This is a genomic window from Lutibacter maritimus (genome assembly GCF_900116115.1).
GTDB lineage: Bacteria > Bacteroidota > Bacteroidia > Flavobacteriales > Flavobacteriaceae > Lutibacter > Lutibacter maritimus.
The window spans coordinates 601,104-627,549 of record NZ_FOZP01000001.1; the positions used below are offsets into that span (position 1 = coordinate 601,104).

Here is a 26,446-nt window from a genome sequence, read left to right on the forward strand (position 1 = left end):
ACAAATATTTAAATACTGATATAAGTACTTAATAATTAGCTAAAAGGCTATATTTTAAAGGGCTTTTGGTAATTGTATAATGTGAAATACTTAAAAAAAATATACAACTGATAAAAATGTATTTTTTTTAAATATTATAAAAAATTGTTAATAAATTTGAATTACCACTACTAATAAAGTATAAAATTAATTAAAAAGCCTGTTGCCTCTACCCTTTCCATTTCCCATTCCGCTAGAATGTTGATTATTAAAATGTGATTGAAACCAAACTGGAGTTTCTATTTCATTTTCAAAAATATATTCAGAAATCTTCTCAATATCATTTTTATTAAAGTTCTGTTTTGGCATTACTTTAAATTTCATTACTGCCCCTCTCATTAATGCATTTTCTTCTTTGGGATCTATAACCCAGTTTGTAAATGCTTCCATAAATTCCATTTTATTTGGGTAAGACATTGAGTACCTTCTTTTTATAGCAGCCATTGGTGGCGCAATAATTTCGTCATGTGATTTTGAAACTACAGAATGACAAGCGTAGCAATTTTGCTGCATTAGTTTTAAACCTTCATTTTCAGTTAAACTAGCTATACCGCCATCCTTTTCAATTTGTTTTACCTCTTTTTTAGAATCTGTACAGCTTGATAATAATAATCCGCCTATTATTAAAGTTAAAAATAGCTTTTTCATTTATATATGTTTATATTAATTAGAACCACATTTTTCGTTTGATGTTGTTACAATACTATCAAAATATTCTTGAGAAATAAATTCTGGCATATATTCTCCATTATTTTGTAATACCTGGCTATGAAAACTTCTTAAATGATTTATTGAACCACATTTTAATGAACCATAAAGCGAAAGCAAATCTGATTTATCTGTTCTTAGCTCATTTAATGCTAAATCCCTGATGTCTAAATCTTCAATTTTATCTCCCACTTTTAAAGCTTCTATAAGTGAAATACTTGACTGCTCAATTAACTCATTATAAATTGCTTGCAGTGCCGAATTATTAAAAACCCCAATTTCTGTTGATGCAGGATCATCAATATTATATGTATTTAATAACTGTAGTACATTACTCATGTGTTGAACTTCACTATTAGAAATATTTTTAAAAATTTGCATATTATATTTTTCAAAAGAAAATAAATAAACATCCCTTGCCAATTTTTCTTCTTCTCGTAAAAATAATAAATCATCTAATTCATTAGTCGTTAAACTGATTTGTGTGGCTGTTTCATCATTGATTCCTGTTGCAGTAACAGCATCTATCTCATCATTTGAACAACTTGTAATTATTAAAGAGGATAGTATAACAATTACTAAAAATATATTTTTCATAAATTTAAATATTTAATTAATTATAATAACTCTTTGACCACTATTTTTTAGAAAGGTTTAAATTGATAATTGTAACAAATGTTGCTATAAAACAATATTTTTTAAACAAAAAAAGCTCTCAAAAATTGAGAGCTTATTAACTATATAGTATATTTTAAATTATCTAAAAGAAATTTTACGCATACGTAAACTTTGTGGAGTAACTTCTAAATACTCATCATCTTTTATATATTCCATACATTCTTCTAACGAATAATCTGTTTTTGGGGTAATTTTTACACCATCATCAGTACCAGAAGCACGTACATTTGTCAGTTTTTTACCTTTTATAAGGTTAACTGCCATATCTTCTTGCTTGTTGTTTTCACCAACAACTTGTCCTTTATATATTTCTTGGTTTGGATCAATAAAGAATTTTCCCCTATCTTGTAATTTATCAATAGAATAAGCTGTTGCTTTACCTGTTTCAGAAGAAACAATTGCACCATTATTTGATGTTGAAATATCTCCTTTAAAAGCATCAAAACCTCTTAATCTGTGGTTAATAATTGCTTCACCCTGTGTTGCAGTTAATATTTTATTTCGCAAACCTATTAAACCACGCGAAGGAATATCAAACTCTAAATGTTGTAAATCTCCTTTTGGTTCCATTACTAGCAAATCACCTTTTCTTAAAGTAACCAAGTTAATTGCTTTACTTGCAGATTCTTCTGGCACATTAATAACCAACGTTTCGTAAGGTTCACATTTAATACCATCAATTTCTTTAATAATTACTTTTGGTCTTCCAACTTGAAACTCGTACCCTTCTCTACGCATTGTTTCAATAAGAACTGATAAATGTAAAATTCCTCTACCAAAAACATTAAATTTATCTTCAGTATCTGTTTCCTCTACTCTTAACGCTAAATTCTTTTCAATTTCTTTAAATAATCTATCTCTTAAGTGTCTGGATGTTACATACTTACCTTCTTTACCATAAAATGGAGAATTATTAATTGTAAATAACATACTCATGGTAGGTTCATCTACTTTTAATCTTGGTAATGGTTCAGGATTTTCTAAATCGGCAATTGTATCTCCAATATCAAACCCATCAACACCTGTAATTGCACAAATATCACCACTTCTTACTTTTTCAGCTCTGTCTTTTCCTAAACCTTCAAAAGTATGTAATTCTTTAATACGAACTTTTTTAGTAGAACCATCAGCTTTACAAAGCATATAATCTTTTCCTTCAACTAAATCTCCTCTAAATACACGTCCAATTGCAATTCTACCAACAAATGAAGTAAAGTCTAAAGATGTAATTTGCATTTGTGGTGTTCCTTCAAAATAAGGGGCTTCAGGGATATATTCAATAATTGCATCTAATAAAGAAACAATGTTGTCGGTTTCATTTTTCCAATCATCACTCATCCAACCATTTTTAGCAGAGCCATAAATAGTTTTAAATTCTAATTGTTCTTCAGTAGCATCTAATGCAAACATTAAATCAAATACTTTTTCGTGAACTAAATCTGGTGTACAATTTGGTTTATCTACTTTATTAACAACTACAATTGGAGTTAATCCTAATTCTAAAGCTTTACCTAGTACAAAACGTGTTTGAGGCATTGGTCCTTCAAAAGCATCAACTAATAATAATACACCATCAGCCATTTTTAAAACACGCTCTACTTCTCCACCAAAATCGGCGTGACCTGGAGTGTCTATAATGTTGATTTTAACACCTTTATAAATTATAGAAACGTTTTTAGAAAGAATTGTAATTCCTCTTTCTCTTTCTAAATCATTATTATCTAATAATAAATCAGTTCTTACTTTACGCTCATCTAATATATGAGCTTGGTCAATTATTTTATCAACCAAAGTTGTTTTACCGTGGTCAACGTGTGCTATAATAGCGATGTTTCTAATAGATTGCATATTTGATTTTTTAAGCAGGTGCAAAAGTAGTTGATTTATTTTGTTTTTTACTATATTAGTTTAAATAATAATTTTAAATTAATATGCTGATTTACAAAGGCATAAAAAAAGAGCTACTAGTAGCTCTTTTTTTATATTTAAAATATTGGATTAAATTTTCCTTCTTTCTCGTTCTGTTTTTAATAAATTTAACTCTCTACTAGTTTGCCCAGCAACAGATGTGTTTTCTTCTGCTCTTCTAATTAAATATGGCATAACATCTCTCACTGGTCCGAAAGGAAGATATTTTGCTACATTAAAGCCTTCTTTTGCAAGATTGTAGCTAATATGATCACTCATACCATACAATTGTCCAAACCAAACTCTTTTATCATTTTTATCTAATCCAGATTTTGCAATTAAATCCATTAATAAGTACGAACTTTCTTCATTATGAGTTCCTGCAAAAATAGCCATGTCATCAATATTTTTAAACATGTAGGTTAAAACATCATCAAACATTTTATCGGTTGCAGCTTTATTTTTACAAATAGGATCTTTATAACCATATTCATCGGCACGTTCGCGTTCTTTTTCCATATAAGCACCACGCACTAATTTCATTCCAATTTTAAAACCTTGCTCCTTAGCTCTTGTGTGCAATTCTTTCAAATAATCTAATCTATCCCAACGATATAACTGTAATGTTCCAAATACAATTACTTTCTTTTTATTGTATTTTTTCATCATTGCTTCAATTAAATCATCTGCAGCGCCTTGCATCCAAGTTTCTTCAGCATCAATTAATAATGGCACATCTCTTTCGTAAGCAGCTTTACTAACAATATTATAGCGTTCTTTAATTCTTTTCCATTCAACTTCTTCATGAGCAGTTAAAGGTGTGCCTTCTGTCATTTTTTGATATAAACTTAATTTACCAAATCCAGTAGGTTTAAAAACTGCGAATGGAATACTTTTACGTTCTGTACCAAATTTTATGGTATTTAACGTTTTTTCCATTGCTAAATCAAATTGTTCTTCAACTTCTTTCCCTTCTGCTGAATAATCTAAGACTGAATGTACATTTTTTGTATACATTTTATCTATAGTTGGCATGCAATCTTTTTCAGTAACACCACCACAAAAATGATCAAAAACGGTTGCTCTAATAATACCTTCAACAGGAAGATGTGTTTTTAAAGCAAATTTTGTTACAGCCGTTCCAATTTTAACAAGTGGCTCCCTTTTTATCATTTCAAACAAATAAAAAGCTCTATCAAGCTCTGAATTAGTTTTTAAAGCAAAAGCTACTTCTGTATTATTAAATATTTTTTCCATTATATAAGTATTTATACAAAGATAGTTTTCAAACAGTTCATATTTTTAAATTTTTATCTTTAATTTTGCGCAAATTTTATCCAAAATGACACCTATTTTATCCAATAATTACTACGTTAACTTTCAAGATGATGCTTACAAGAAATTAAACAGTTTTGTAGCCAATTATAATCCATCAATTATATTTGTTTTAGTTGATGAAAATACGAATGAAAACTGCTTACCAATACTACTGCAAAAACTTGAATGTAAGGTAATTATAGAGATTATTGAAATAGAATCTGGTGAAGAAAATAAAAATTTAGATACCTGCTCAGGTGTTTGGCATGCGCTTACAGAATTAGGCGCTGACAGAAAAAGCTTATTAATTAACTTAGGTGGTGGTGTAATTACAGATTTAGGTGGTTTTGTAGCATCTTGCTTTAAGCGAGGAATTGCTTTTGTAAATATTCCAACAACTTTATTAAGTATGGTTGATGCTTCTGTTGGTGGAAAAACTGGGGTTGATTTAGGTGTTTTAAAAAACCAAATTGGTTTGTTTTCTGACCCAGAAATGGTGCTTATAGATACTACTTATTTAGATACAATTTCAGAAAGAGAATTACGCTCTGGTTTAGCTGAAATATTAAAATATGGACTCTCTTATGATGTTAAATTATGGAATGAAATAATATCATTTAATGAATTGTCAATCAAAAATATAAGTAAATTAATTCATCGTTCAATTCAAATAAAAAATGAGGTAGTTACTGAAGATCCTAAAGAAACTGGCTTGCGTAAAATTTTAAACTTCGGACATACATTAGGGCACGCTGTAGAATCTTATTTTTTAGAAACTGAAACTAAAGAAAAGCTAACCCACGGTGAAGCGATTGTTATTGGAATGATTACCGAAACTTTTATATCTCAAAAATTATTAAATTTTCCTGAAAATAAATTAGCTGAAATAAAAGAAGTGCTAATTAAAATTTATGGAAAAATAACTATTGAACCTGCTGATTATCAACCAATATTAGATTTGTTAATCCACGATAAAAAGAATGTTGGTGGTAAAGTTAATTTCGTTTTACTATCTGATTTTGAAAAGTTTAAATTAGATAGTAAAGTTGAAAAAGAACTTTTAATTGCTGCTTTAGATTTTTATAACGTTTAACAACAATCGGCTACAACTTCTCGATAAACTTCTTTATAACTAGGCAGCACATTTTGCATACTAAATTGTTTTGCTTGTTCTAATGCATTTTGTTTAAATTGTTGCAAGGTTTCTTCATCTTTTAAAATAAATATACCGTTTTTAGCCATTTCATCAGTATCTCCAACATTGCTTAAAAAACCTGTAACCCCCTGAATATTGACTTCTGGTAAACCTCCTGAATTTGTTGAAATTACCGGTGTTCTTGCAGCCATTGCTTCTAATGCTGCCAAACCAAAACTTTCAGTTTCTGAGGGTAATAAAAACAAATCTGAATAACATAAAAGTTTATTTACTTCGTTGCTATTTCCTAAAAATAGAATTTTATCTATAATTCCTAATTCTTTTGCTAAATTTTCAATAATTTCTCTATCTGGACCTTCACCAACCAACAACAATTTTGAAGGAATTTCTTGTTGAATTTTATAGAATATTTTTATAACATCTTTTGCTCTTTTTACAGGGCGTAAATTACTAATATGTGATATAATACGTTCATTATCACTAGCAATATTACCCCGTTGGCATTCTTCTGAATGTATTTCAGGATATTTTTCAAAATCAATAAAATTATGAATCACTTTAATATCTTTTCTAATATTAAATAAACGCAACGTATCCTTTTTTAAACTTTCAGAAACTGTTGTAACCACATCAGAATTATTAATACTGAACTCTACTGCAGTTTTATAATTTGGATGACTTCCAACTAAAGTAATATCTGTACCATGTAAAGTTGTAACCACCTTAATATCAATACCTTTCTCTTTCAACATTTGTTTAGCCATATAGGCAGCATACGCATGAGGAATGGCATAATGTACATGTAAAATTTCTAATTTATGGGCTAAAACTACTTCAACCATTTTACTTGATAAAGCCAATTCGTAGGGTTGAAATTGAAATAAAGGATACTCTTCAACAAATACTTCGTGAAAATGGATGTCATTAGAAATAAAATCTAACCTAACAGGCTGCTTATATGTTATAAAATGAACATGATTACCTTTTTTAGCTAAAGCCATTCCTAATTCAGTTGCTACTACTCCACTACCTCCAAATGTTGGATAACAAACAATTCCTATTTTCATTTAATTATTTTTTTGAACAGACGTAAATATAACTGTAATCTTACAAATAACTTAAAAAGAAGCGTTATAAATAGCTTAAAATTTAAAACCTCTTTCATAAATATTTTTGAAAGAGGTTTCTATAGTTAAAATATCAACAATAATTGATATTAATAATCTCCTAAAGTTTCTGGATTTTGGTTTAATGCAGTTTCTAATTGTGCATCATTTGGTGCTTTTCCGTGCCACGCATGTGTATGCATCATAAAATCAACACCATTACCCATCATTGTTTTTAATAAAATACATACAGGTTTTCCTTTTCCTGTTAATGATTTTGCTTCAGCTAAACCATTTTTAATACTTTCTATATCGTTTCCTTTTTCTATCTCTAAAACAATCCATCCAAAAGCTTCAAATTTAGCTTTCAAATCTCCCATTGGTAATACTTGATCTGTAGATCCATCAATTTGTTGACCATTATAATCAATAGTTGCAATATAATTATCTACATTTTTAGCTGAAGCATACATAATTGCTTCCCAATTTTGACCTTCCTGCAATTCACCATCGCCGTGTAAAGAATATACTAATTTAGTATCTCCATTTAATTTTTTAGCTTGTGCAGCACCTAATGCTACACTCATTCCTTGACCTAACGATCCTGATGCAATTCTAATACCTGGCAAACCATCGTGCGTTGTTGGATGTCCTTGTAAACGTGAGTTTAACAATCTAAATGTTGCTAATTCTGCTACCGGAAAAAATCCACTTCTTGCCAATACACTATACATAACTGGTGAAATGTGACCATTTGATAAAAAGAATACATCTTCATTTATTCCGTCCATCTTAAAATCTGTTGAATATTCCATTACATCTTGGTAAAGAACTGTTAGAAACTCATTACAGCCCAATGAGCCTCCTGGATGTCCTGAATTTACAGCATGAACCATTCTAACAATATCTCTTCGTACTTGTTGTGCAAAATCTTGCAATTGTTGTGTAGTTGACATTTTTATAATTTAAATTTAAAACGCAAAAATAGTATTTTTGATGTTGGTTTTACCAAAAAAATAAAAGAAACTTATTTGTGTGTTATTAACAATGGTTAGGTTTTTTGTTTTTTCTTTTTTGCAGCAGGAAACAACACATTATTTAAAATTAATCTGTACCCTGGCGAATTAGGAAATAAGTCTAATTCTGTTTTAGCATCTCCAACTTTATGTTGATAATCCTCTGGATCGTGACCACCATAAAACGTAAACATTCCTTTTCCTTTAGTTCCATGAATATAACGAGCTTCTTTATTTGATTTTATCTCACCCATAATTAACACGTTAGATTTTATTTCATTGCTATCAAACGAAGTTGTTTGCCCCATAAAACCTTTAATTAATTGTGTGTGGTTTTGGCACAACATTGTTGGAATTGGATCCCATTTTGCAGAATATTCTTGTAACGAAAAGTAATCAGAAGTTCGTGGAATAGTTCGCTTTGCAGTCATATCTATAGAAGAAAACTCATACTCTGTTGGATTTTTAACCAACGTAAAATCTTTAAAAGCAAAGGTTTTATTGAAATCTAATTTATTTTGATAATCAATATCAGAAGGATCTCCATCAAACATTGTTTCACAAATATCTAAACCTTCAGCAGCTAAAGCAATATCAAAACTATCCGTTGCAGAACACATTGCAAACATAAAACCACCGCCAACAACAAAATCTCTAATTTTTAATGAAACTGCTAATTTTTCTTCAGATACTTTATTATAGCCAAGCTTTTTGGCTAATTCTTCAGCAGCCTTTTTTTGTTCTATATACCAAGGTGTTGTTCTGTAGCTTCCATAAAACTTTCCAAACTGACCTGTAAAATCTTCGTGATGTAAATGCAGCCACTCATAAAGCAATAGTTTATCTCCTAAAACTTCTTCATCATAAACCACATCAAAAGGAATTTCGGCATAATTTAAAACCATTGTTACAGCATCATCCCAAGGCATTTTATCTTTTGGTGAATATACTGCAATTTTAGGAGCTTTTTCTAAATCAACAGCTTCCATATTTTTTGATGGACTGCTTATTTCTTCTAAAATTGTTGCTGCTTGTGTATCGGAAATCACCTGAAATGTAACTCCTCTAATTTTACATTCTTTTCTGGTAGCCTCATTGTCTTCTAATAAAAAAGAACCTCCTTCATAATTTAACAACCATTTTGCTTTATTTCCTTGATTTAAAGACCAATAAGTTATTCCGTAGGCTTTTAAATGATTGGTTTGTGTAACTTCATCCATAGGAATTAAAATAAATGAAGCCAATAAATTTTGAGAATAGATAATTACAAAAAACAGTATCAATTTTAGTTTTGATACTGTTTTAGATATATTTTTTAGCTTAATATTTTTATTAAAATGGCACATCATTATCATCAAAATTATCTGGTGCTCCAAAAGCATCTTCTGCTGATGGGATTTGACTTTGAGAAATAGCACTATTCATTTTTGAATGAAACTCATTTCCATAATCTTCATCTAAATTACTAAATTGTGCTAAATGACCTGTAAATTTTAAACGAATATTGTCTAAACCACCATTTCTATGTTTTGCAACAATAAACTCCGCTTGTCCTTCGCAAGGTGTCCTTTCTTCATCATCCCATTCTGTAAGGCCATAATATTCAGGACGATAAATAAAAGATACAATATCAGCATCTTGCTCAATTGCTCCAGACTCACGTAAATCTGATAGTAATGGTCTTTTACTACCACCACGGGTTTCAACGGCACGTGACAACTGCGAAAGCGCTATTACCGGAATACTTAATTCTTTAGCTAATGCTTTTAAGTTTCTTGATATAGTTGAAATTTCTTGCTCTCTATTTCCACCTCCTTTTTGTGATGACCCTGCAGTCATTAATTGCAAATAATCAATAATAATAATTTTTATACCATGTTGCGATGCTAAACGGCGGGCTTTTGCTCGTAAGTCAAAAATTGATAATGATGGTGTATCATCAATAAAAATTGGTGCTTTTGATAAATTTTTAACTTTTACGTTCAATTGTTCCCACTCATGCGGCTCTAAGTTTCCTTTTCTTAGTTTACCTGAAGAAATTCCTGTTTCACTTGAGATCATACGGGTTATCAATTGTACTGATGACATCTCTAATGAGAAAATTGCTACAGGTTCATCAAAATCTATTGCCATATTTTTTGCCATAGACATTACAAATGCTGTTTTCCCCATACCTGGACGCGCAGCTAAAATTACCAAATCAGAAGGTTGCCAGCCTGATGTTAGCTCATCCAAACGTGTAAAACCAGTGGCAATACCACTCATTCCTTGTTTGTTAGAAATTTCTTGAATTTTTTTAATTGCCTGATTAACTAAACCTTGTGCATCTTCAGACCCTTTTTTTAAGTTTCCTTGTGTAACTTCAAACAACTTAGTTTCTGCAGAGTCTAACAAATCGAAGACATCTACAGTTTCATCATAAGATTCTTCAATAATTTCTGAAGAAATTGAAATTAATTTTCGTTGAATATATTTTTGTAAAATAATACGCGCGTGGAACTCAATATGTGCAGAAGATGATACTTTTTGGGTTAAGCCAACCAAATAAAAATCTCCACCAGCTAATTCTAAATGTCCTGTTTTACGCAATTGATTAGCTACTGTTAATAAATCAGTAGGTTCAGAGTTTTGAAATAAAGTGTAAATAGCTTCATAAATAAATTGATGTGATTCTTTATAAAAAGCCTCTGGATGCAAAATATCAATGACATCATCAACACCTTTTTTATCAATCATCATAGCTCCTAACACAGCTTCTTCTAATTCAACAGCTTGTGGTGGAATTTTACCTTTTTCAAGGCTTATAACAGTAGCTTTTTTTAAAGATTTTGATGGAATAGGCTGTAAATTTTTCACTAGATTTTATTAACTTTTAACTGAATTGAACTTAATTTTACCACGCTTAATATACAAAATATTGTGCTAACTTTTGTTATAAAATATTTTCTATTTCAACAAAAGCAAAAGTAATTTTTAATAGCTGAAATACGAGTGTTTTTTTAATATTTTTTACACACATTTTGTTGAAAAGTGCGTTAATTGTTAATAACTAATTTTATACGAAACTCATTTTTAATTCAGTACTTTTGAAATATGGAACAAAAGAAAATAAGTAAAATATTGGTAATTTTATTAATTATGCAATGGGCATTTGTACAGTTAATTGCCCAATTTCCAAGCATTATTGAGCGTTTCTATTCTAAAGGATTGTATATATTTTTAAATAAAATATACCAACTTTTATTTGGTTGGATACCATTTTCAATTGGTGATGTTTTATATTTAATATTAATCATCTATCTTATTAAGAACGTGGCAATTACAATTAAAAAGAAATCATTTAACCTTAAAAATACGTTGTGGAAATCCGGCGCCATTATTTCAATAATCTTTTTTGTTTTTCATTTTAATTGGGGATTAAATTATTATAGAATACCAGTTTCAGAAAAATTAAATTTTGAAGTACAACCCTATTCAACTAATGATTTGGAACAGCTAACCGCGCAATTAATTGAAAAATTAAATGCAACACATATTTCAATTACACAAAACGACACTATTATAATTAAAAATTTAGCAAATAAAGAGGAAATTAGAGAGAAATCTTACTTGGTTTTTGATGAATTTCAACAAAATTATCCCATATTTTATCATCAAAATTTAACAATAAAAAATTCATTATTTAGCGTTCCACTTACTTATATGGGTTTTGCAGGATATCTAAATCCATTTACAAATGAAGCTCAAGCAAATTATTTAATTCCAAAAAACACGTATACCGCAACTGTTTGTCATGAATTGGCTCACCAAATTGGCATTGGACCAGAAAGCGAAGCTAATTTTATTGGTTATTTAGCAGCAATTAATTCATCCGATAAATATTTTCAATATGGCGCTTACTTAAATGCATTGCGTTATTGTTTAAATGACCTTTTTTACACACATCCTGAAAAATTTGAGGAACTAAAATCTACCTTGAACATTGGTATTTTAAAAGATTTACAAGAAAATCAAGATTTTTGGGAATCGTATCAAAATTGGTCAGAGAAATATTTTAAACTATTTTATGATAACTTTTTAAAAGCCAATAATCAAGAAGATGGAATTAAAAGCTATAGTAAAATGGTTGTATTGCTTGTAAATTATTATAAAATCAACAAGTTATAATCAATTAAAATTTACTTTTGCAGTATGAAAAAAGTGATTACAAGCACACAAAATCCGTACATAAAAGAATTAGTACAATTAAAGGATAAATCACGTGTTAGAAAAAAAACACAAACCTTTTTAATTGAAGGTTTGCGCGAAATTAATTTAGCTATAAAAGGTGGTTATACAATTGAAACAATACTTTTTGATGCTTCAATTTTTACTGAAAAATTAGTAAATCAAATTGAAAATATTTCTGGTGTAGAAGTTATTGAAATCTCTAGCGAAGTTTATAAAAAATTGGCTTTAAGAGATACAACCGAAGGAATTATAGCAGTTGCAAAAACTAAAGATTTAACTTTAAATGAGTTGCACTTATCAACAAAAAACCCATTAATTTTAGTTGTTGAAGCACCTGAAAAACCAGGAAATATTGGTGCATTATTAAGAACATCTGATGCCGCTGGAATTGATGCTGTATTAATTGCAAACCCTAAAACAGACATGTATAACCCAAACATTATTAGAAGTAGTGTTGGCTGTATTTTTACAACAACTATTGCAACTGGAACAAGCGAAGAAATTATTAGTTTTTTAAAGCAACAAAATATAAATATATATGGCGCAGCCTTAACAGCATCCGTAGAATATCAAACTATAGATTACACCCAACCAAGCGCAATTGTTGTTGGAACTGAAGCAACTGGTTTAACTAGCAAATGGTTAGAAAATACCACTAAAAATATTATAATTCCAATGCGCGGAGCAATAGATTCTATGAATGTATCTGTAAGCGCAGCCATTATAATTTTTGAAGGTGTAAGACAACGTCAACTAAAAAAATAAACAAAAAATGAGCCCTACAATAGTATTCTATATTTTAATTGGAATTATACTTTTTAAGTATTTTTTTGATACGTATTTAGATTATTTAAATGCAAAACATTTTAACGATCCAATTCCATTAGAATTAGAAGGAATTTATAATGAAGAAGAATATAAAAAATCACAAGCATATAAAAAGGAAAATCACAAATTTTCAACAATTGTAAGTGGATTTTCTGTACTAACTACTGTGCTATTTTTTATTTTTGATGGTTTTGCTTTTGTTGATACTATTGTTAGAAGTATTTCAAATAATCAAATAATTATCACGTTACTTTTTTTTGGAATAATAGTTTTTGCAAGCGATTTAATTTCTTTACCCTTTTCTTATTATAAAACTTTTGTAATTGAAGAAAAATATGGTTTTAATAAAGCTACTTTAAAAACATTTATTTTTGATAAAATTAAAGGTTGGTTAATGATGGTAATTATTGGTGGCGGAATTTTAGCTTTAATCACTTGGTTTTACCAAGCTACAACTAATAACTTTTGGTTGTTTTCTTGGGCTTTAATTGCTGTTTTTACAATTTTTATGAACTTATTTTATTCAAAATTAATTGTACCCATTTTTAATAAACAAACACCATTAGAAGCTGGTGATTTAAAAACTGCTATAGAAAATTTCTCAAAAAAAGTAGGATTTAAAATTGATAATATTTTTGTTATTGATGGCTCAAAACGTTCAACAAAAGCAAACGCTTATTTTTCAGGATTTGGCGCTCAAAAAAGAATTACTCTGTATGATACCTTAATAAATGATTTAGAAACTGATGAAATTGTGGCTGTTTTAGCGCACGAAATTGGTCATTATAAAAAGAAACACATCATTTATAACCTAGTTTTATCGTTGCTTTTAATGGGTTTAACATTATACATTTTATCATTACTAATAGGAAATTCTGTTTTATCTCAAGCATTAGGAGTTGAACAACCAAGTTTTCATATTGGATTAATAGCTTTTACTATTTTATACAGTCCAATATCAGAAATAACAGGTTTTTTTATGAATATTCTATCAAGAAAATTTGAATATCAAGCAGATAATTATGCAAAATATAATTTTAATAAAAACGCATTAATTTCTGCGTTAAAAAAACTTTCAAAAAATAGTTTAAGTAACTTAACACCTAACAGTTTGTATGTTAAGTTTCACTACTCACATCCTCCGTTATTACAACGCATTTTAAATTTAAAAAAATAGTGATTACCTATTGTTTAATTGGTTTAAAGTATTATTTTTAAAATATGTCATACAATATCAGTACAGAAGAAGAAAATAGAGAAATTGCTAGGCGTTATAAAGACCTTTTAAAAGGTGCCTACCAAACTTTTACTGATGAAGATAAAAGGGAAATTAGAAAAGCCTTTGATATAGCTGTGGAAGCACATAGCAGTCAAAGACGAAAAACTGGTGAACCTTATATCTATCATCCAATTGCTGTTGCAAAAATTGTAGCTTATGAAATTGGTTTAGATACAACTTCAATAATTTCGGCACTTTTACACGATGTTGTTGAAGATACAGATTATACTGTTGAAGATATTGAACGTTTATTTGGTGAAAATGTAGCAAAAATTGTACACGGACTTACAAAAATATCACATTTAAAGAAAGATCAAGATGCATCGGTACAGGCTGAAAATTTCAGAAAAATGCTACTTACTTTAAATGATGATGTTCGGGTTATACTAATTAAAATTGCAGACAGATTGCATAATATGCAAACTATGGATGCAATGCCAACCGACAAACAATTAAAAATTGCATCAGAAACGCTTTATATTTATGCCCCATTAGCGCATCGTTTAGGGCTTTATAACATAAAAACTGAACTTGAAAACTTAGGTTTAAAATATACCGAGCCTGAAATTTATAAAGAAATTCAAGATAAAATTAGGCAAAATAAAGATCTGCAAGATCAATATATTGAAGGTTTTTCTAGTATAATTAAAGAAGCTTTAGATAAAGAAGGTTTTGATTATTTTATAAAAGGAAGACGAAAATCCATTTATTCCATTCGTAAAAAAATGCTTTCGCAAGGGGTTTCTTACGATGAAATTTATGATAAGTTTGCTATTAGAATTATTTACAAATCAACCATAAAAAATGAAAAATTTGATGCTTGGAAAATCTATTCTATTGTAACAGATTATTTTAGACCGAATCCAAGCCGAATGCGAGATTGGATTAGTCAACCAAAATCTACAGGTTATGAATCATTACATATTACTGTAATGGGACCGCAAGGAAAATGGGTTGAAGTTCAAATTCGATCATCTAGAATGGATGAAATTGCAGAAAAAGGTTATGCGGCTCATTACAAATATAAAAACCAAAATGAACGTGAAAGTGGTTTAGATGATTGGTTGAATAAAATTAAGGAAACTTTTGAAAATCAAGATAGTAGCGCGATTGATTTTGTGGAAGACTTTAAGTTAAATTTATATGCAAAAGAAATTTTTGTATTTACTCCAAATGGTGAATTAAAAGCATTGCCAAAAAATGCAACCGCTTTAGATTTTGCATTTTCAATTCATACTCAAGTTGGAATGAATTGTCGTGGCGCAAAAATTAATGGAAAATTAAAACCCATAAGTCAAGAATTATTTAGTGGTGACCAAGTTGAAATTATTACATCAAAAAACCAAAAACCCAATGTTGGTTGGCTAGATTTTGTTGTAACTGCAAGAGCAAGAACACGCATTAAAAGTGCTTTAAAAGAAGGTCAAAAACGTACCGCTGAAGAAGGAAAAGAAATTTTAACAAGAAAACTTCGTCATTTAAAAATTACTTTAAATGAAAAAGTTGTGAATGAATTAGTTGTTTTCTTTAAGTTAAAAACAAGTTTAGATTTGTTTTACAGAATGGGTAATGGATCTATTGACAATAATGAGTTAAAAGATTTTGTTTCTCATAGAAATAATGCCTTTGTTAATTTCTTCAAAAATAGAATTAAAAGAAGCGCTCAAAATCCAGATGCTGTAGATAAAGATGAAATTGTTGACAAATATGATTCATTGGTTTTTGGAAGTGAAGAAGAACGCCTAGATTTTAAAATGTCGCAGTGTTGTAATCCAATTCCTGGTGATAAGGTTTTTGGGTTTGTAACCATAAACGATGGTATTAAAGTTCATAAAAAAGATTGCCCAAACGCTATCAGTTTACAGGCAAATTATGCATACAGAATAATTCAAGCAAAATGGATAGATTCCTCAAAACAAGAATTTAAAGCTATCTTAAAAATTCATGGAGTTGACCACGTAGGAATGGTAAACGAAATAACTCAGGTTATTTCAAAAAATATGAGTGTAAATATTTTAAGTTTAAACATTTCTGGTTTAGATGGAATTTTTGATGGTAAAATAACCGTAAGTGTCCAAAATAAAAGTCAATTACAAAAATTAAGCGATAGTATAAAAAAAATAGAAGGAATTGAAACGGTCGATAGAATTTATAAACATTAATTTATAAACAATTAAACGTTAATAAATATGCTTTTTTCTGGTTTAATTTTAAAAAATAAGAAGTAACTTTGTTGTTTAGTTCTACAACCTAAAAAGTTGAATTTATGAGTAATGACAATCAAAAAATTGTAAAAAATGTTTTTGTGAATTTTTTAGAGGCGAATAGCCATAGAAAAACACCTGAGCGTTTTGCTATTTTACAAGAAATTTATGACCTCAATCATCATTTTGATATAGAATCTTTATATATCCAAATGAAAAATAAAAACTACCGTGTTAGTAGAGCTACTTTATACAACACCATAGAGTTATTATTAGAATCGGGTTTAGTTAGAAAACATCAATTTGGGCAAAATCAAGCACATTACGAAAAATCGTATTTTGACAAACAGCACGATCACGTAATATTAACAGATACAGGTGAAGTTATTGAATTTTGTGATCCTAGAATTCAAATTATTAAAAAAACTATTGAAGAAACTTTTAATATTGAAATTCAAAATCACTCACTTTATTTCTACGGAACAAAAAAACAAAACAACTAACATATTATAAAAAACCAACATGGCTGTAAATTTATTATTAGGACTACAATGGGGAGACGAAGGTAAAGGTAAAATTGTAGATGTTCTTACCAAAAACTATGACATAATTGCTCGTTTTCAAGGTGGCCCAAATGCAGGACATACACTTATTTTTGATGGACATAAACACGTTTTGCATACCATTCCTTCAGGAATTTTTCATAAAGACGCTGTAAATGTTGTTGGAAATGGCGTTGTAATTGATCCTGTAATTTTTAAAAGAGAATTGGAAAACCTATCTCAGTTTAATTTAGATTTTAAAACAAAACTTTTAATTTCAAGAAAAGCACATTTAATTTTACCTACACACCGTTTGTTAGATGCTGCTAGTGAAACATCAAAAGGAAAAGCAAAAATTGGTTCTACACTAAAAGGAATTGGCCCTACTTATATGGACAAAACTGGTAGAAACGGAATGCGTGTTGGAGATTTAGAATTAGAAGATTGGAAAGATAAATATGCTGCTTTAACTGAAAAGCACATTAAAATGATAGAATTTTTTGATGTTGATATTCAGTATAATTTAGAAGAATTAGAAGCAGAATTTTGCGAAGCCATTAATGTATTAAAACAACTAACTTTTATTGATAGCGAAGAATATTTAAACAATGCTATTAAAAACAATAAAACAATTTTAGCAGAAGGAGCTCAAGGATCATTATTAGATATTGACTTTGGAACTTATCCATACGTAACTTCATCAAACACAACAGCCGCAGGTGCTTGTACAGGTTTAGGAGTTGCACCTAATAAAATTGGTGAAGTTTTTGGAATTTTTAAAGCATACACTACTAGAGTTGGATCTGGTCCTTTTCCAACAGAATTATTTGATGAAGCAGGTGCAACTATGTCAAAAGTTGGAAACGAATTTGGCGCAACAACTGGCCGACCAAGAAGATGCGGATGGTTAGATTTGGTAGCCTTAAAATACGCTGTTCAAGTAAATGGTGTTACTCAACTAATGATGATGAAAGGTGATGTTTTATCTGGATTTGACACATTGAAAGTTTGTACATCATATAATTATAAAGGTACAGAAGTTAATTACTTACCTTACAATATTGAAGAACATAACGTTACTCCTATTTATACTGAAGTTAAAGGTTGGAAACAAGATTTAACTGGAATGACTACTGAAGACACACTTCCAATAGAACTAAAAGATTATATTAAATTTATTGAAGATTTTGTTGAAGTTCCAATTAAAATTGTTTCTGTTGGCCCAGATAGAAAACAAACAATAATGCGATAGTATTAAAAAGCTTCAAAAAATTTGAAGCTTTTTTTTAACGTACATTTATAACTTTTAATTTAAGTTTTAATTAAATTTGGCTCTAAATATTTATAATTTGAAAAAAATTATTTTTCTTACTTTTTTCATTATTTGCTCATTAGGTTATTCTCAAACAAAGAGAATAAAAATTCTTCAAGCAGATAATACTTTGACTGATCCAAAATATCCTGGGGCAACAATTTCAATAGGTAATGTTTTTGTTGAACACGATGGTGCTACACTTCGTTGTGATAAAGCTTATATATATCAAGAAAAAAAACTGATAAAAGCTTTAGGAAATGTAATAATGAACCAAGGAGATACTGTTATACAGTACAGCAAATATGTTGATTATGATGGCAATAAAAAGTTTGCGACATCATGGGGAAAAGTTGTTTTAAAAGATCCAATGATGACTTTAGAAACAGATACTCTAAAGTTTGACAGAGAAAAACAATTACTTCATTATGTAACAGGTGGAAAAATTAAAGACACCACAAATGTTTTAACAAGTAAAATTGGCTATTATTACTTACAAACTAAAAAGTTTCAAGCATATACCAATGTTGAAGTTACAAATAAAGACAGTAAGCTAATAACCAATCAGTTAGACTATAATACATATACTGGTATTGCAGATTTAACTGGACCATCAACCATTACAAATGATAAAAATTCCATTTATACAGAAAACGGTCATCATAATTCTAAAACAAATATTTCACATTTCTTAAAAAATTCAAAGATATATTATCAGGATAGAATTATTTCGGGAGACAGTTTATACTATAATAAAAATAAGGAATTTGCCTCGGCAACTGGCAATATTAAAGTTTTAGATACTATAAACCACTCGGTGATAAAAGGTGGTTATGCTGAATATTACAAATTAAAAGATTCCGTGTACATCACCGATAAAGCTGTTGCAATATCATTAGTTGAAAAAGACTCTCTATACATTCATGGCAATAAATTAATGGTAACCGGCAAAGTGGATGAACGCATAGTACGAGCTTTTAATAAAGTGAAATTTTTTAAGGTAGATTTACAAGGAAAATGCGATTCGTTAATTACAAATGAAAAAACGGGTTTAACCAAATTATTAAAAAACCCAGTAATGTGGGCTCAAGGAAACCAAATTACTGGAGATACTATTCATTTTATTTCTAACGCTAAAACAGAACAATTGGATTCATTAAAAGTATTAAATAATGCTTTTATGATACAAAAAGATTCTGCAGGTTACAGCCAATTAAAAGGTAAAAACATGTATGGTAAATTTGAAAATAATAAGCTAAAAACCCTTGATGATGTTGGAAATAGTGAGGTTATTTATTATATGCGAGATGAGGCTCAGGTTTTAATTGGTATTGTAAAAATGCAAAGTAGTAGAAATATTTTTATTACCATGAATAACAATGAAATTGAAACCATTGATTTTAATATTAAACCTTCAGGAAATACATATCCTCCATCCAAATTTTTAGAAAAAGATAAACTTTTAAAAGGTTTTATTTGGCGTGAAACAGAACGACCAAAAAAAATGGAAGATATTTTTATTCATGATGAAGAAATTGTTCCTCCCAAAAAAACGGATAAAAAAATTATAACACAATAAACATAAAAATTGAAAGCAGATTTTTTAAAATATCAGGCGCAAACAAGCCCAAGTCCTTTAGCTCTTGAAATTGCAGAAGCCAAAGGAAGTTATGTTTATGATACAACAGGAAATAGATATTTAGATTTTATTGCAGGAGTTTCAGCAAATACGTTGGGGCATAATCATCCAAAAATTTCTGAAGCAATTAAAAATCAAGTAGATAAGTACACGCATGTGATGGTTTATGGAGAGTTTATTCAAAAACCACAATTAGATTTATGTAAATTCTTAGCCGAAAAATTACCACAAAACCTTAATACTACCTATTTAACAAATTCTGGAACTGAGGCTACAGAAGGCGCTTTAAAATTGGCAAAAAGATTTACTGGACGCAGCGAAATTATTGCTGCAAAAAATGCGTATCACGGTAATACACAAGGATCTATGAGCGTTTGTGGTGCCGAAGAACAAAATAGCGCATTTAGACCTTTAATTCCCGGTATTAAATTTATTGAATTTAATAATTTATCAGAAATATCAAAAATCACCTCAAAAACAGCTGCTGTAATTTTTGAAACTATTCAAGGTGGAGCCGGATTTATTGAGCCTGAAAACGATTATTTTAAAATTATTAAACAAAAGTGTGAGGAAGTTGGAACTTTGTTAATTTTAGATGAAATTCAATCTGGAATTGGAAGAACAGGTAAATTATTTGGCTTTGAAAACTACAATGTTATTCCAGATATTATTGTTACAGGTAAAGGTTTAGGTGGTGGAATGCCAATTGGTGCTTTTATTTCTTCTAATACAATTATGAGTTGCTTAAAACAACAACCAAAATTAGGCCACATTACTACTTTTGGAGGTCATCCTGTTATTGCAGCAGCTGCACTTGCTACTTTACAAGAATTATTTAATGCTGATGTTTTACAGCAAATTGAATATAAAGAATCTTTATTTAAAAAATTACTAGTACATCCATTAATTTCTGAAATTAGAGGAAAAGGGTTAATGCTAGCCATAATAGTTGAAACAAGTGAAATTGCATCTAAAGTTATTTTAAAATGTTTAGATAAAGGATTGTTATTATATTGGCTATTATTTGAAACAAAAGCAATAAGAATCTCTCCTCCTCTTACTATTTCAGATGATGAAATTTATATTGGTTGTAATATTTTAATTGAAACTTTAAATGAAATTTTTGAAGATATTCAAAAAGATTACTAATACTGTGTCAGTAATAAATTCCTTAATTGCAGACTTTTAGTTAAAATAATGTTAATTTAGTACTATGTTATACACAATAGCGTAACAATAATGTTTTATGGTCGTCATTTAAGTAAACAAAAACATTTAAAACTACTTATTATGAAAACTTTAGAACAAAACTTACCACAACAAAATACTAAAAAAGTACATTTAGTAAATTTTTCAAACACTAAAAGATTACAATGGGATAGATACAGACGTTATGGATTATATGCTTCTTAAAATTAATTTCTTAAAAATATAAAAACCTGTTTAGATGTATACAGGTTTTTTTATGCGCAAAATTATTGAGCATATTTATTTATCAGTCTAACTAATAAATCATTTAAAGTTTCAACATCATATGCTCCAACACTAGCTTCTAAATGATCATTACCAATACCACTGTGATTGGTAATAAAAACATATGTTCCGTTAGTAGAAACTGAAAAAAAACGCATTAAAAATTCTGTTTCTTTATCAATTCCACTGGCCGTTACAGGAATAAGTTTTATACCTTTTTGTGATGCTTTTTTAATTAAATTTTGAAGTGTATTAATTATCTGATTAGTATAATGTGGCGGTGCATCTAACAAAAGAAAGGCAATTCTTGTTTTTGAATTATCGGACCATTGCAAATTATTTACGGCTGCATTTAACGCTGTATCAACCGCTTCAGGAAAATCACCTCCTCCATCTGCACTTTGTTGATTTATAAAATTAAGTGTTGAAGAAATATCATTTGTAAAATTGGAATGTTTTACTACATACGCATCACCTTCGTCTCTATAAAAAACGGTCGATGTAAAAATATCTAAAGTTGAATTTTCATTTTTTACTCTTTGAATAACGCTTTTTAAATCGTCTTTTAAAAATTCTAACTCATCTCCCATAGATCCTGTGGCATCAACAATAAAACTTAATTCAACTTTATTTGAAGTATTTTGTATTGAATTTAATTCTATAGAAATGATACCATCTTCAAAACATTTTACAGGAGTGTCAACTTGTTGATTATTTATAAATAGAGAATAATCGGCAACATCAATTGTTGTTTCTTTATCAAAAAGTCCAATCCATAACTCTGCAATTCCAAAATTATCTGTTTTAGTTTCCCATATTACATCTTGATTTTTTTTAATTGCAACAGTAACATTTACAGCTGGGTTGCTATTTTGTTTAACCTGAACAGAAACTCTATTATTGGTATAAAAACTCCAATAGGCTGATTTATCTGAATACGATTGTCCATTTAAAAGGTTGTTCCAAAAATCCCAATTTGCTAAATCATTCCACTCTCCTGCAGTTATTAAACCGGCTTGTTCTTGTTGCCCTCCTTCTGGATATTCTCCACTGCTTGAACTAAAATCATCGGTCATTAAATAATCATCACTAGTTGAAATATCATTATTACAACTTACAATTAAAAGTGCAGTTACTATAAATACAAGAGTACGGATTTTTTTCATTTTAATTTTTTTTAGCATTCATTTAACATTTTTGTAAAATCTCAGCTTATTCAAATGAATAAGCATAGAGATTTTACATTAAACTTTTTAAATTGTGGTAAAAAGCTTTAACCTATTTATATCTATTACGTTGTAAAGTTTTAAAACGCTACAAAAAATATCAATTATTTTTTTGTAAACTAAAAATATAACGCAAATGTATTCCTGCTCCAATAACATCCATTTTTTGTTGCGAAATTGGTGCTAAATAATACTTTAAATAAGGCTCAACAATGATAGATTGATTGTTTTTTGTTGGAATATTAATTCCTAATGAAGCATTAATAATATTCGCAAAATTGAATGCTTTTGAAGTATTTGGTGTTAAAATAGTTTTATCAACATAATATAATTCATATTTAACAATATTATTTCCTGAAGCATCTTTGGTTCTTGTTTGTGTACTGGTGTTCAGTTTGTATTTTGATTCTATATTTTCATTAAAACTAGAGGTTGATGAAAATCCTAATGATACAAAAACAGCTTTATTATCAATTGAAAAATTATATTTAATATTTATTGGAATTTCAATTCCTTCAAGCGTTGCGCTTTTATCAACTAATTGACTTGAATTTGAAAAACTTACGGCATCTTTTAAATAATTTGAAGGTTGATTTAAATCAAATTTTTGATTAGAATATAAAATTCCTGCTGAAATATCTATTGTACTAGAAATTGGATAATCTATTGAAAAACCACTCACCAAACCTATTGTTGAATTTTCATTTTCTGATGTATAATTAATTATTGGAGCAAAATCAACTCCAATTTTAAGATGCTTATTTGTTTCCTTTTCAATTTCATCAGTTTTAGGCTTATTGAGAGCGTCAAGGGTTGCAATAAAATCTTTTTTTGTAGTTATAGAATCCTTTTTAACTTCAGCTAGTTTAATTTTATTAGTGTTTAAAGAATCATTTAAAGCTAAATAAACTACGTTATTTAAACTATCTTTTTGCAAAATTTCATTCGCAAAAGTTTTATTGGATCGCTTTTCTAAAATTTGTTTATTTAGCGTTATTTCATTCTTTTTTATAAACTTATTTATTGTATTATTTTGGTTTAAAATCTTTTTTTGCTGAACATTAAATACAGTATCTGAACTTTTTTGTTGCTGGTTAACTTTATTTAAAGTGTCTTTAAAACTTGAAGTGATAAGGATTTCATTTTTAAATTTTAAACTATCTTTTTTTAATGAATCATTTTTACTTTCAAAAATAATTTTTGGTGTTGAAGAATTTTCAAAATTTGTTGTTTTGTTAAAAAATAACACAAATCCACCGGCTAATAATGAAAAAACAAAAATTGCAGCAACACGCCATAAAAATAAAACTCTTTTTTTCTTTTTATTTTTTTTAGCAAGTAGCATTTTCCAATGCTCAGGATTGTATGGTAAGTTTTGATTTTCAAAAGTTACCTTTATTTTTTTGCTTAATATTTTATCAAAATCTTTATTCATTAATTTTAAAAGTTTTTATGAATTAAAACTCTTAACTTCGCTTTGGCTCTTGTTAAAAAAACTCTAGATGAACTTTCTGCTATAGATAATTGTAATGCTATTTCTTGATGATTATATCCTTGAATTTCAAATAAATTAAAAACAATTCTATGTAATTCAGGTAGTTGATCTAGTAATTTTAAAATATCTTCAACTTTTAAATTGTCAATTGCATTTGCAGCATCTGTTTCCAAATAAATAACCTCGTCAATATCAAGATGATTATTGTGTTTAAAATTCTTTCTATAATAATCAATTGCTGTATTAATTAAAATTTTTCTTAACCAAGCTTCAAAAGGTAAATCTTTATTATATTGTTTTTTTTGAATTGATGTAAAAACTTTTAAAAAGCTATCATTTAAAATACTAACTGCTTCATCATCAGAATAAGAATATAACCTGCAAATAGTCAAAGCATATCCATAAAAATGCTGATAAAGCTTTTCTTGGTATAATACATTTCCTTTTTCACACTCAATTAAGAGTTTTTCAATAAGGATGTCTTTACTTATTTTTGGTTTCAAATTAGTTCAATTCCTAATGAATTTACACTTCGCTTTTTTACACTTAAATTTTTATATTAGGAATATTAGATGTATTGTAAGTATTAAATATGTTAAAACTACAACTGCTACTGTAGGTAACATCACCCAATAATTCTTTTAAGTTTATAATAATAGTTTCTGTAATATAAGCTTCACAGCTATCATTATTACCACTATGAACTAAAAGAAAATTCATATTGCAAGGTTCATTTGTATAAACAATACCATCCCAAATAATTTCAAAATTATGTGTTTTACATCCTCCGCTATACGACACAGATAATTCAATAAAATCGCCATTTTTTTTACCATTATTTATTTTAATAAAATTTCCTTCTGATACGTTATTAATTCTATTATTATCAATATTATCAAAAAGTGATTTGTTAATGCGTAATATCACATTTGAGCTTGATGTATTATTCAAAAAATCATTGTACACAGCCGTATCGTCAGCATTACTACAAGATGTAATTATAAATAAAATGCAAAAAACTAATGAAAATTTATATTTCATAGTATTCATTATAAATATTGGTTTAAGTGAAAAGCAAAGTTAAGTTAATTCTATAAAAATTATACTTTTATAGTTAATAAACCAGTGTTAGCATCTGTTTCAGAAAGATAGTTTTCTACTTCTAAATTTTCAATATAATAATTTGTATAGCATTCAGTTTCAACTTTTTTAATATCAAAAGTTATTTTAACATTTATGTCGTCTTCATTTATATTATCTTCAACTTTAATGAAAATAACATTTGAACTAGAATAAGTATACGGAATAAATCGAATAATATTATAATCATTTTCATATATAAAATCAGATGTTACAGTTTCCCCTTCAGCATTAACAACCTCAATATCTGTATATTGATACTCACCTGATGTAAATATATTTTCACCAGTATCACTATCAACTAGTTCAACATATGTTATTGGAGGACCTGTAGAATAAAGGTCGCAATCAGAATCATTACAACTATTGAAAGTTGCTAAAATTACAAATAATAATAAGTATTTTCTCATGGTTTAAATTCTTTTAAAGATTTATAGTTTTTAAAATAGTATCTAATAGTCTTTACGGTAAAAAAATTTAAAACGCTACAGTTATTATTTATTTTTTATAGATTCATCTAATAAATTTCTAATTTTACTGCTATTCCAATTTGCAGCACCTGTTTTATTAACAAGAACAATTCCTTTTGAATTAATTATGTAAGTAGCTGGAATACTATTAGTTTCAGTAAATAATTGCGGCGGATTACTTAAGGAATTGTATACTGGTAAATTGTAATCGTTTTTAACAAAGTAAGAATTTACAGTTTCCCAATTTTCGTTTGTTACAAATACAAATGATACTTTATTTTTGTAAGTATCATATAATTCTTGAATTATTGGCATTTCGGCTCTACAAGGAGGACACCAAGTTGCCCAAAAATTCACAAAAACAACTTCATCTTTAAGTTCATCAAAGTTTATACTTTTAGTATTTAATCCTTTTAATTGCCATTGATAATTGTCTATAACTTTTTCTTTTGATGTATTAATTGAAGGTGAAAATGCAATTTGACGCATAAACCATTCTCTTGTAGGTGGGTAAATTATTATTGCCAAAGCGATAATAAAAATAGCATTTGAAATATTATTTTTTGAAAGTATTTTTTTCATTAAAGTTGTTTTAGTTATAAGTAGTATATTATTTCTTAACATTACAATATTAATGCATATTTTTTAAATTTATGTAACAAAAAAAGCCTTCGAATAGT

The 26,446-nt window shown here is 28.4% G+C and carries 24 protein-coding genes; 10 read left to right on the plus strand and 14 right to left on the minus strand.

From position 1 onward, the window contains the following. Window positions 1-186: 186 nt before the first annotated feature. From BM335_RS02905 to BM335_RS02920, 4 genes are all read right to left on the minus strand, one after another. On the minus strand, window positions 187-687 hold the full coding sequence (locus tag BM335_RS02905; RefSeq protein ID WP_090222956.1) for a c-type cytochrome: 501 nt from the start codon (window positions 685-687) through the stop codon (window positions 187-189). A gap of 15 nt (window positions 688-702) precedes the next feature. Continuing rightward, window positions 703-1,344, minus strand: a complete 642-nt coding sequence (locus BM335_RS02910; RefSeq protein WP_090222959.1) for a DUF2202 domain-containing protein — start codon at window positions 1,342-1,344, stop codon at window positions 703-705. A 159-nt stretch (window positions 1,345-1,503) separates the two neighbouring features. After that, complete coding sequence (gene typA, locus BM335_RS02915) at window positions 1,504-3,273, minus strand: translational GTPase TypA (protein ID WP_090222961.1); 1,770 nt, start codon at window positions 3,271-3,273, stop codon at window positions 1,504-1,506. A gap of 150 nt (window positions 3,274-3,423) precedes the next feature. Next, on the minus strand, window positions 3,424-4,590 hold the full coding sequence (locus BM335_RS02920; RefSeq protein WP_090222963.1) for a proline dehydrogenase family protein: 1,167 nt from the start codon (window positions 4,588-4,590) through the stop codon (window positions 3,424-3,426). 85 nt (window positions 4,591-4,675) lie between these two features. On the opposite strand from BM335_RS02920, the gene aroB reads away from it, so the two are divergent. Then, window positions 4,676-5,743 carry a 3-dehydroquinate synthase gene (gene aroB / locus BM335_RS02925; protein ID WP_090222965.1) on the plus strand — a complete coding sequence of 356 codons (1,068 nt, stop codon included), beginning with the start codon at window positions 4,676-4,678 and terminating at the stop codon, window positions 5,741-5,743. Here the strand turns inward: aroB and bshA are convergent. The 4 genes from bshA to dnaB form a co-directional block, all read right to left on the minus strand. Next, window positions 5,740-6,873, minus strand: coding sequence for an N-acetyl-alpha-D-glucosaminyl L-malate synthase BshA (gene bshA / locus BM335_RS02930; RefSeq protein WP_090222967.1), 1,134 nt, complete (start codon window positions 6,871-6,873; stop codon window positions 5,740-5,742). The two genes, aroB and bshA, sit on opposite strands and share 4 nt — an antisense overlap. A 149-nt stretch (window positions 6,874-7,022) precedes the next feature. Beyond that, window positions 7,023-7,868: a transketolase gene (locus BM335_RS02935; RefSeq protein WP_090222970.1), complete on the minus strand. Its 846-nt coding sequence runs from the start codon at window positions 7,866-7,868 to the stop codon at window positions 7,023-7,025. Window positions 7,869-7,963: 95 nt separating this feature from the next. After that, on the minus strand, window positions 7,964-9,274 hold the full coding sequence (locus tag BM335_RS02940) for an asparagine synthetase B (RefSeq protein WP_090222972.1): 1,311 nt from the start codon (window positions 9,272-9,274) through the stop codon (window positions 7,964-7,966). Continuing rightward, window positions 9,261-10,784 (minus strand): replicative DNA helicase, encoded by a 1,524-nt coding sequence (gene dnaB, locus BM335_RS02945; RefSeq protein WP_090222975.1) that lies wholly within the window; start codon window positions 10,782-10,784, stop codon window positions 9,261-9,263. The genes BM335_RS02940 and dnaB overlap by 14 nt, the downstream gene beginning before the upstream one ends. Before the next feature lie 237 nt (window positions 10,785-11,021). On the opposite strand from dnaB, the gene BM335_RS02950 reads away from it, so the two are divergent. The 9 genes from BM335_RS02950 (at window position 11,022) to BM335_RS15950 (ending at window position 21,375) form a co-directional block, all read left to right on the plus strand. Beyond that, the gene (locus BM335_RS02950) at window positions 11,022-12,095 is read left to right on the plus strand and encodes a DUF3810 domain-containing protein (protein WP_090222977.1); all 1,074 of its coding nucleotides are present in this window, start codon (window positions 11,022-11,024) and stop codon (window positions 12,093-12,095) included. 24 nt (window positions 12,096-12,119) lie between these two features. After that, a complete protein-coding gene (locus tag BM335_RS02955) occupies window positions 12,120-12,923 on the plus strand; it encodes a TrmH family RNA methyltransferase (protein WP_090222979.1) in 804 nt (267 codons plus the stop codon). A gap of 7 nt (window positions 12,924-12,930) precedes the next feature. After that, window positions 12,931-14,163, plus strand: coding sequence for a M48 family metallopeptidase (locus tag BM335_RS02960; RefSeq protein ID WP_090222982.1), 1,233 nt, complete (start codon window positions 12,931-12,933; stop codon window positions 14,161-14,163). Between the two features lie 44 nt (window positions 14,164-14,207). Continuing rightward, window positions 14,208-16,427: a RelA/SpoT family protein gene (locus tag BM335_RS02965; RefSeq protein WP_090222984.1), complete on the plus strand. Its 2,220-nt coding sequence runs from the start codon at window positions 14,208-14,210 to the stop codon at window positions 16,425-16,427. A gap of 104 nt (window positions 16,428-16,531) precedes the next feature. Continuing rightward, the gene (locus BM335_RS02970) at window positions 16,532-16,972 is read left to right on the plus strand and encodes a Fur family transcriptional regulator (protein WP_090222986.1); all 441 of its coding nucleotides are present in this window, start codon (window positions 16,532-16,534) and stop codon (window positions 16,970-16,972) included. A 19-nt stretch (window positions 16,973-16,991) separates the two neighbouring features. After that, on the plus strand, window positions 16,992-18,263 hold the full coding sequence (locus BM335_RS02975) for an adenylosuccinate synthase (RefSeq protein ID WP_090222988.1): 1,272 nt from the start codon (window positions 16,992-16,994) through the stop codon (window positions 18,261-18,263). A 97-nt stretch (window positions 18,264-18,360) separates the two neighbouring features. Continuing rightward, entirely contained in the window at window positions 18,361-19,902 is a 1,542-nt protein-coding gene (locus BM335_RS02980; protein WP_177219140.1) for an OstA-like protein, read from the plus strand. Between the two features lie 9 nt (window positions 19,903-19,911). Beyond that, on the plus strand, window positions 19,912-21,111 hold the full coding sequence (locus BM335_RS02985; RefSeq protein WP_090222994.1) for an aspartate aminotransferase family protein: 1,200 nt from the start codon (window positions 19,912-19,914) through the stop codon (window positions 21,109-21,111). A gap of 141 nt (window positions 21,112-21,252) precedes the next feature. Beyond that, window positions 21,253-21,375: a hypothetical protein gene (locus BM335_RS15950; RefSeq protein WP_262493853.1), complete on the plus strand. Its 123-nt coding sequence runs from the start codon at window positions 21,253-21,255 to the stop codon at window positions 21,373-21,375. Window positions 21,376-21,437: 62 nt separating this feature from the next. On the opposite strand, the gene BM335_RS02990 is transcribed toward BM335_RS15950, so the two are convergent. The 6 genes from BM335_RS02990 to BM335_RS03015 all read right to left on the minus strand — a co-directional run bounded on the left by BM335_RS02990 (window position 21,438) and on the right by BM335_RS03015 (window position 26,348). Further along, window positions 21,438-22,601, minus strand: coding sequence for a vWA domain-containing protein (locus tag BM335_RS02990; RefSeq protein WP_090223251.1), 1,164 nt, complete (start codon window positions 22,599-22,601; stop codon window positions 21,438-21,440). 160 nt (window positions 22,602-22,761) lie between these two features. Next, on the minus strand, window positions 22,762-24,096 hold the full coding sequence (locus BM335_RS02995) for an outer membrane beta-barrel protein (RefSeq protein ID WP_090222997.1): 1,335 nt from the start codon (window positions 24,094-24,096) through the stop codon (window positions 22,762-22,764). Window positions 24,097-24,101: 5 nt separating this feature from the next. Beyond that, on the minus strand, window positions 24,102-24,659 hold the full coding sequence (locus tag BM335_RS03000; protein WP_218157798.1) for an RNA polymerase sigma factor: 558 nt from the start codon (window positions 24,657-24,659) through the stop codon (window positions 24,102-24,104). 43 nt (window positions 24,660-24,702) lie between these two features. Next, entirely contained in the window at window positions 24,703-25,197 is a 495-nt protein-coding gene (locus BM335_RS03005; protein ID WP_090222999.1) for a hypothetical protein, read from the minus strand. A 59-nt stretch (window positions 25,198-25,256) separates the two neighbouring features. Then, entirely contained in the window at window positions 25,257-25,706 is a 450-nt protein-coding gene (locus BM335_RS03010; RefSeq protein WP_090223002.1) for a hypothetical protein, read from the minus strand. Between the two features lie 84 nt (window positions 25,707-25,790). Beyond that, on the minus strand, window positions 25,791-26,348 hold the full coding sequence (locus BM335_RS03015) for a TlpA family protein disulfide reductase (RefSeq protein ID WP_090223257.1): 558 nt from the start codon (window positions 26,346-26,348) through the stop codon (window positions 25,791-25,793). Window positions 26,349-26,446: the final 98 nt, after the last annotated feature.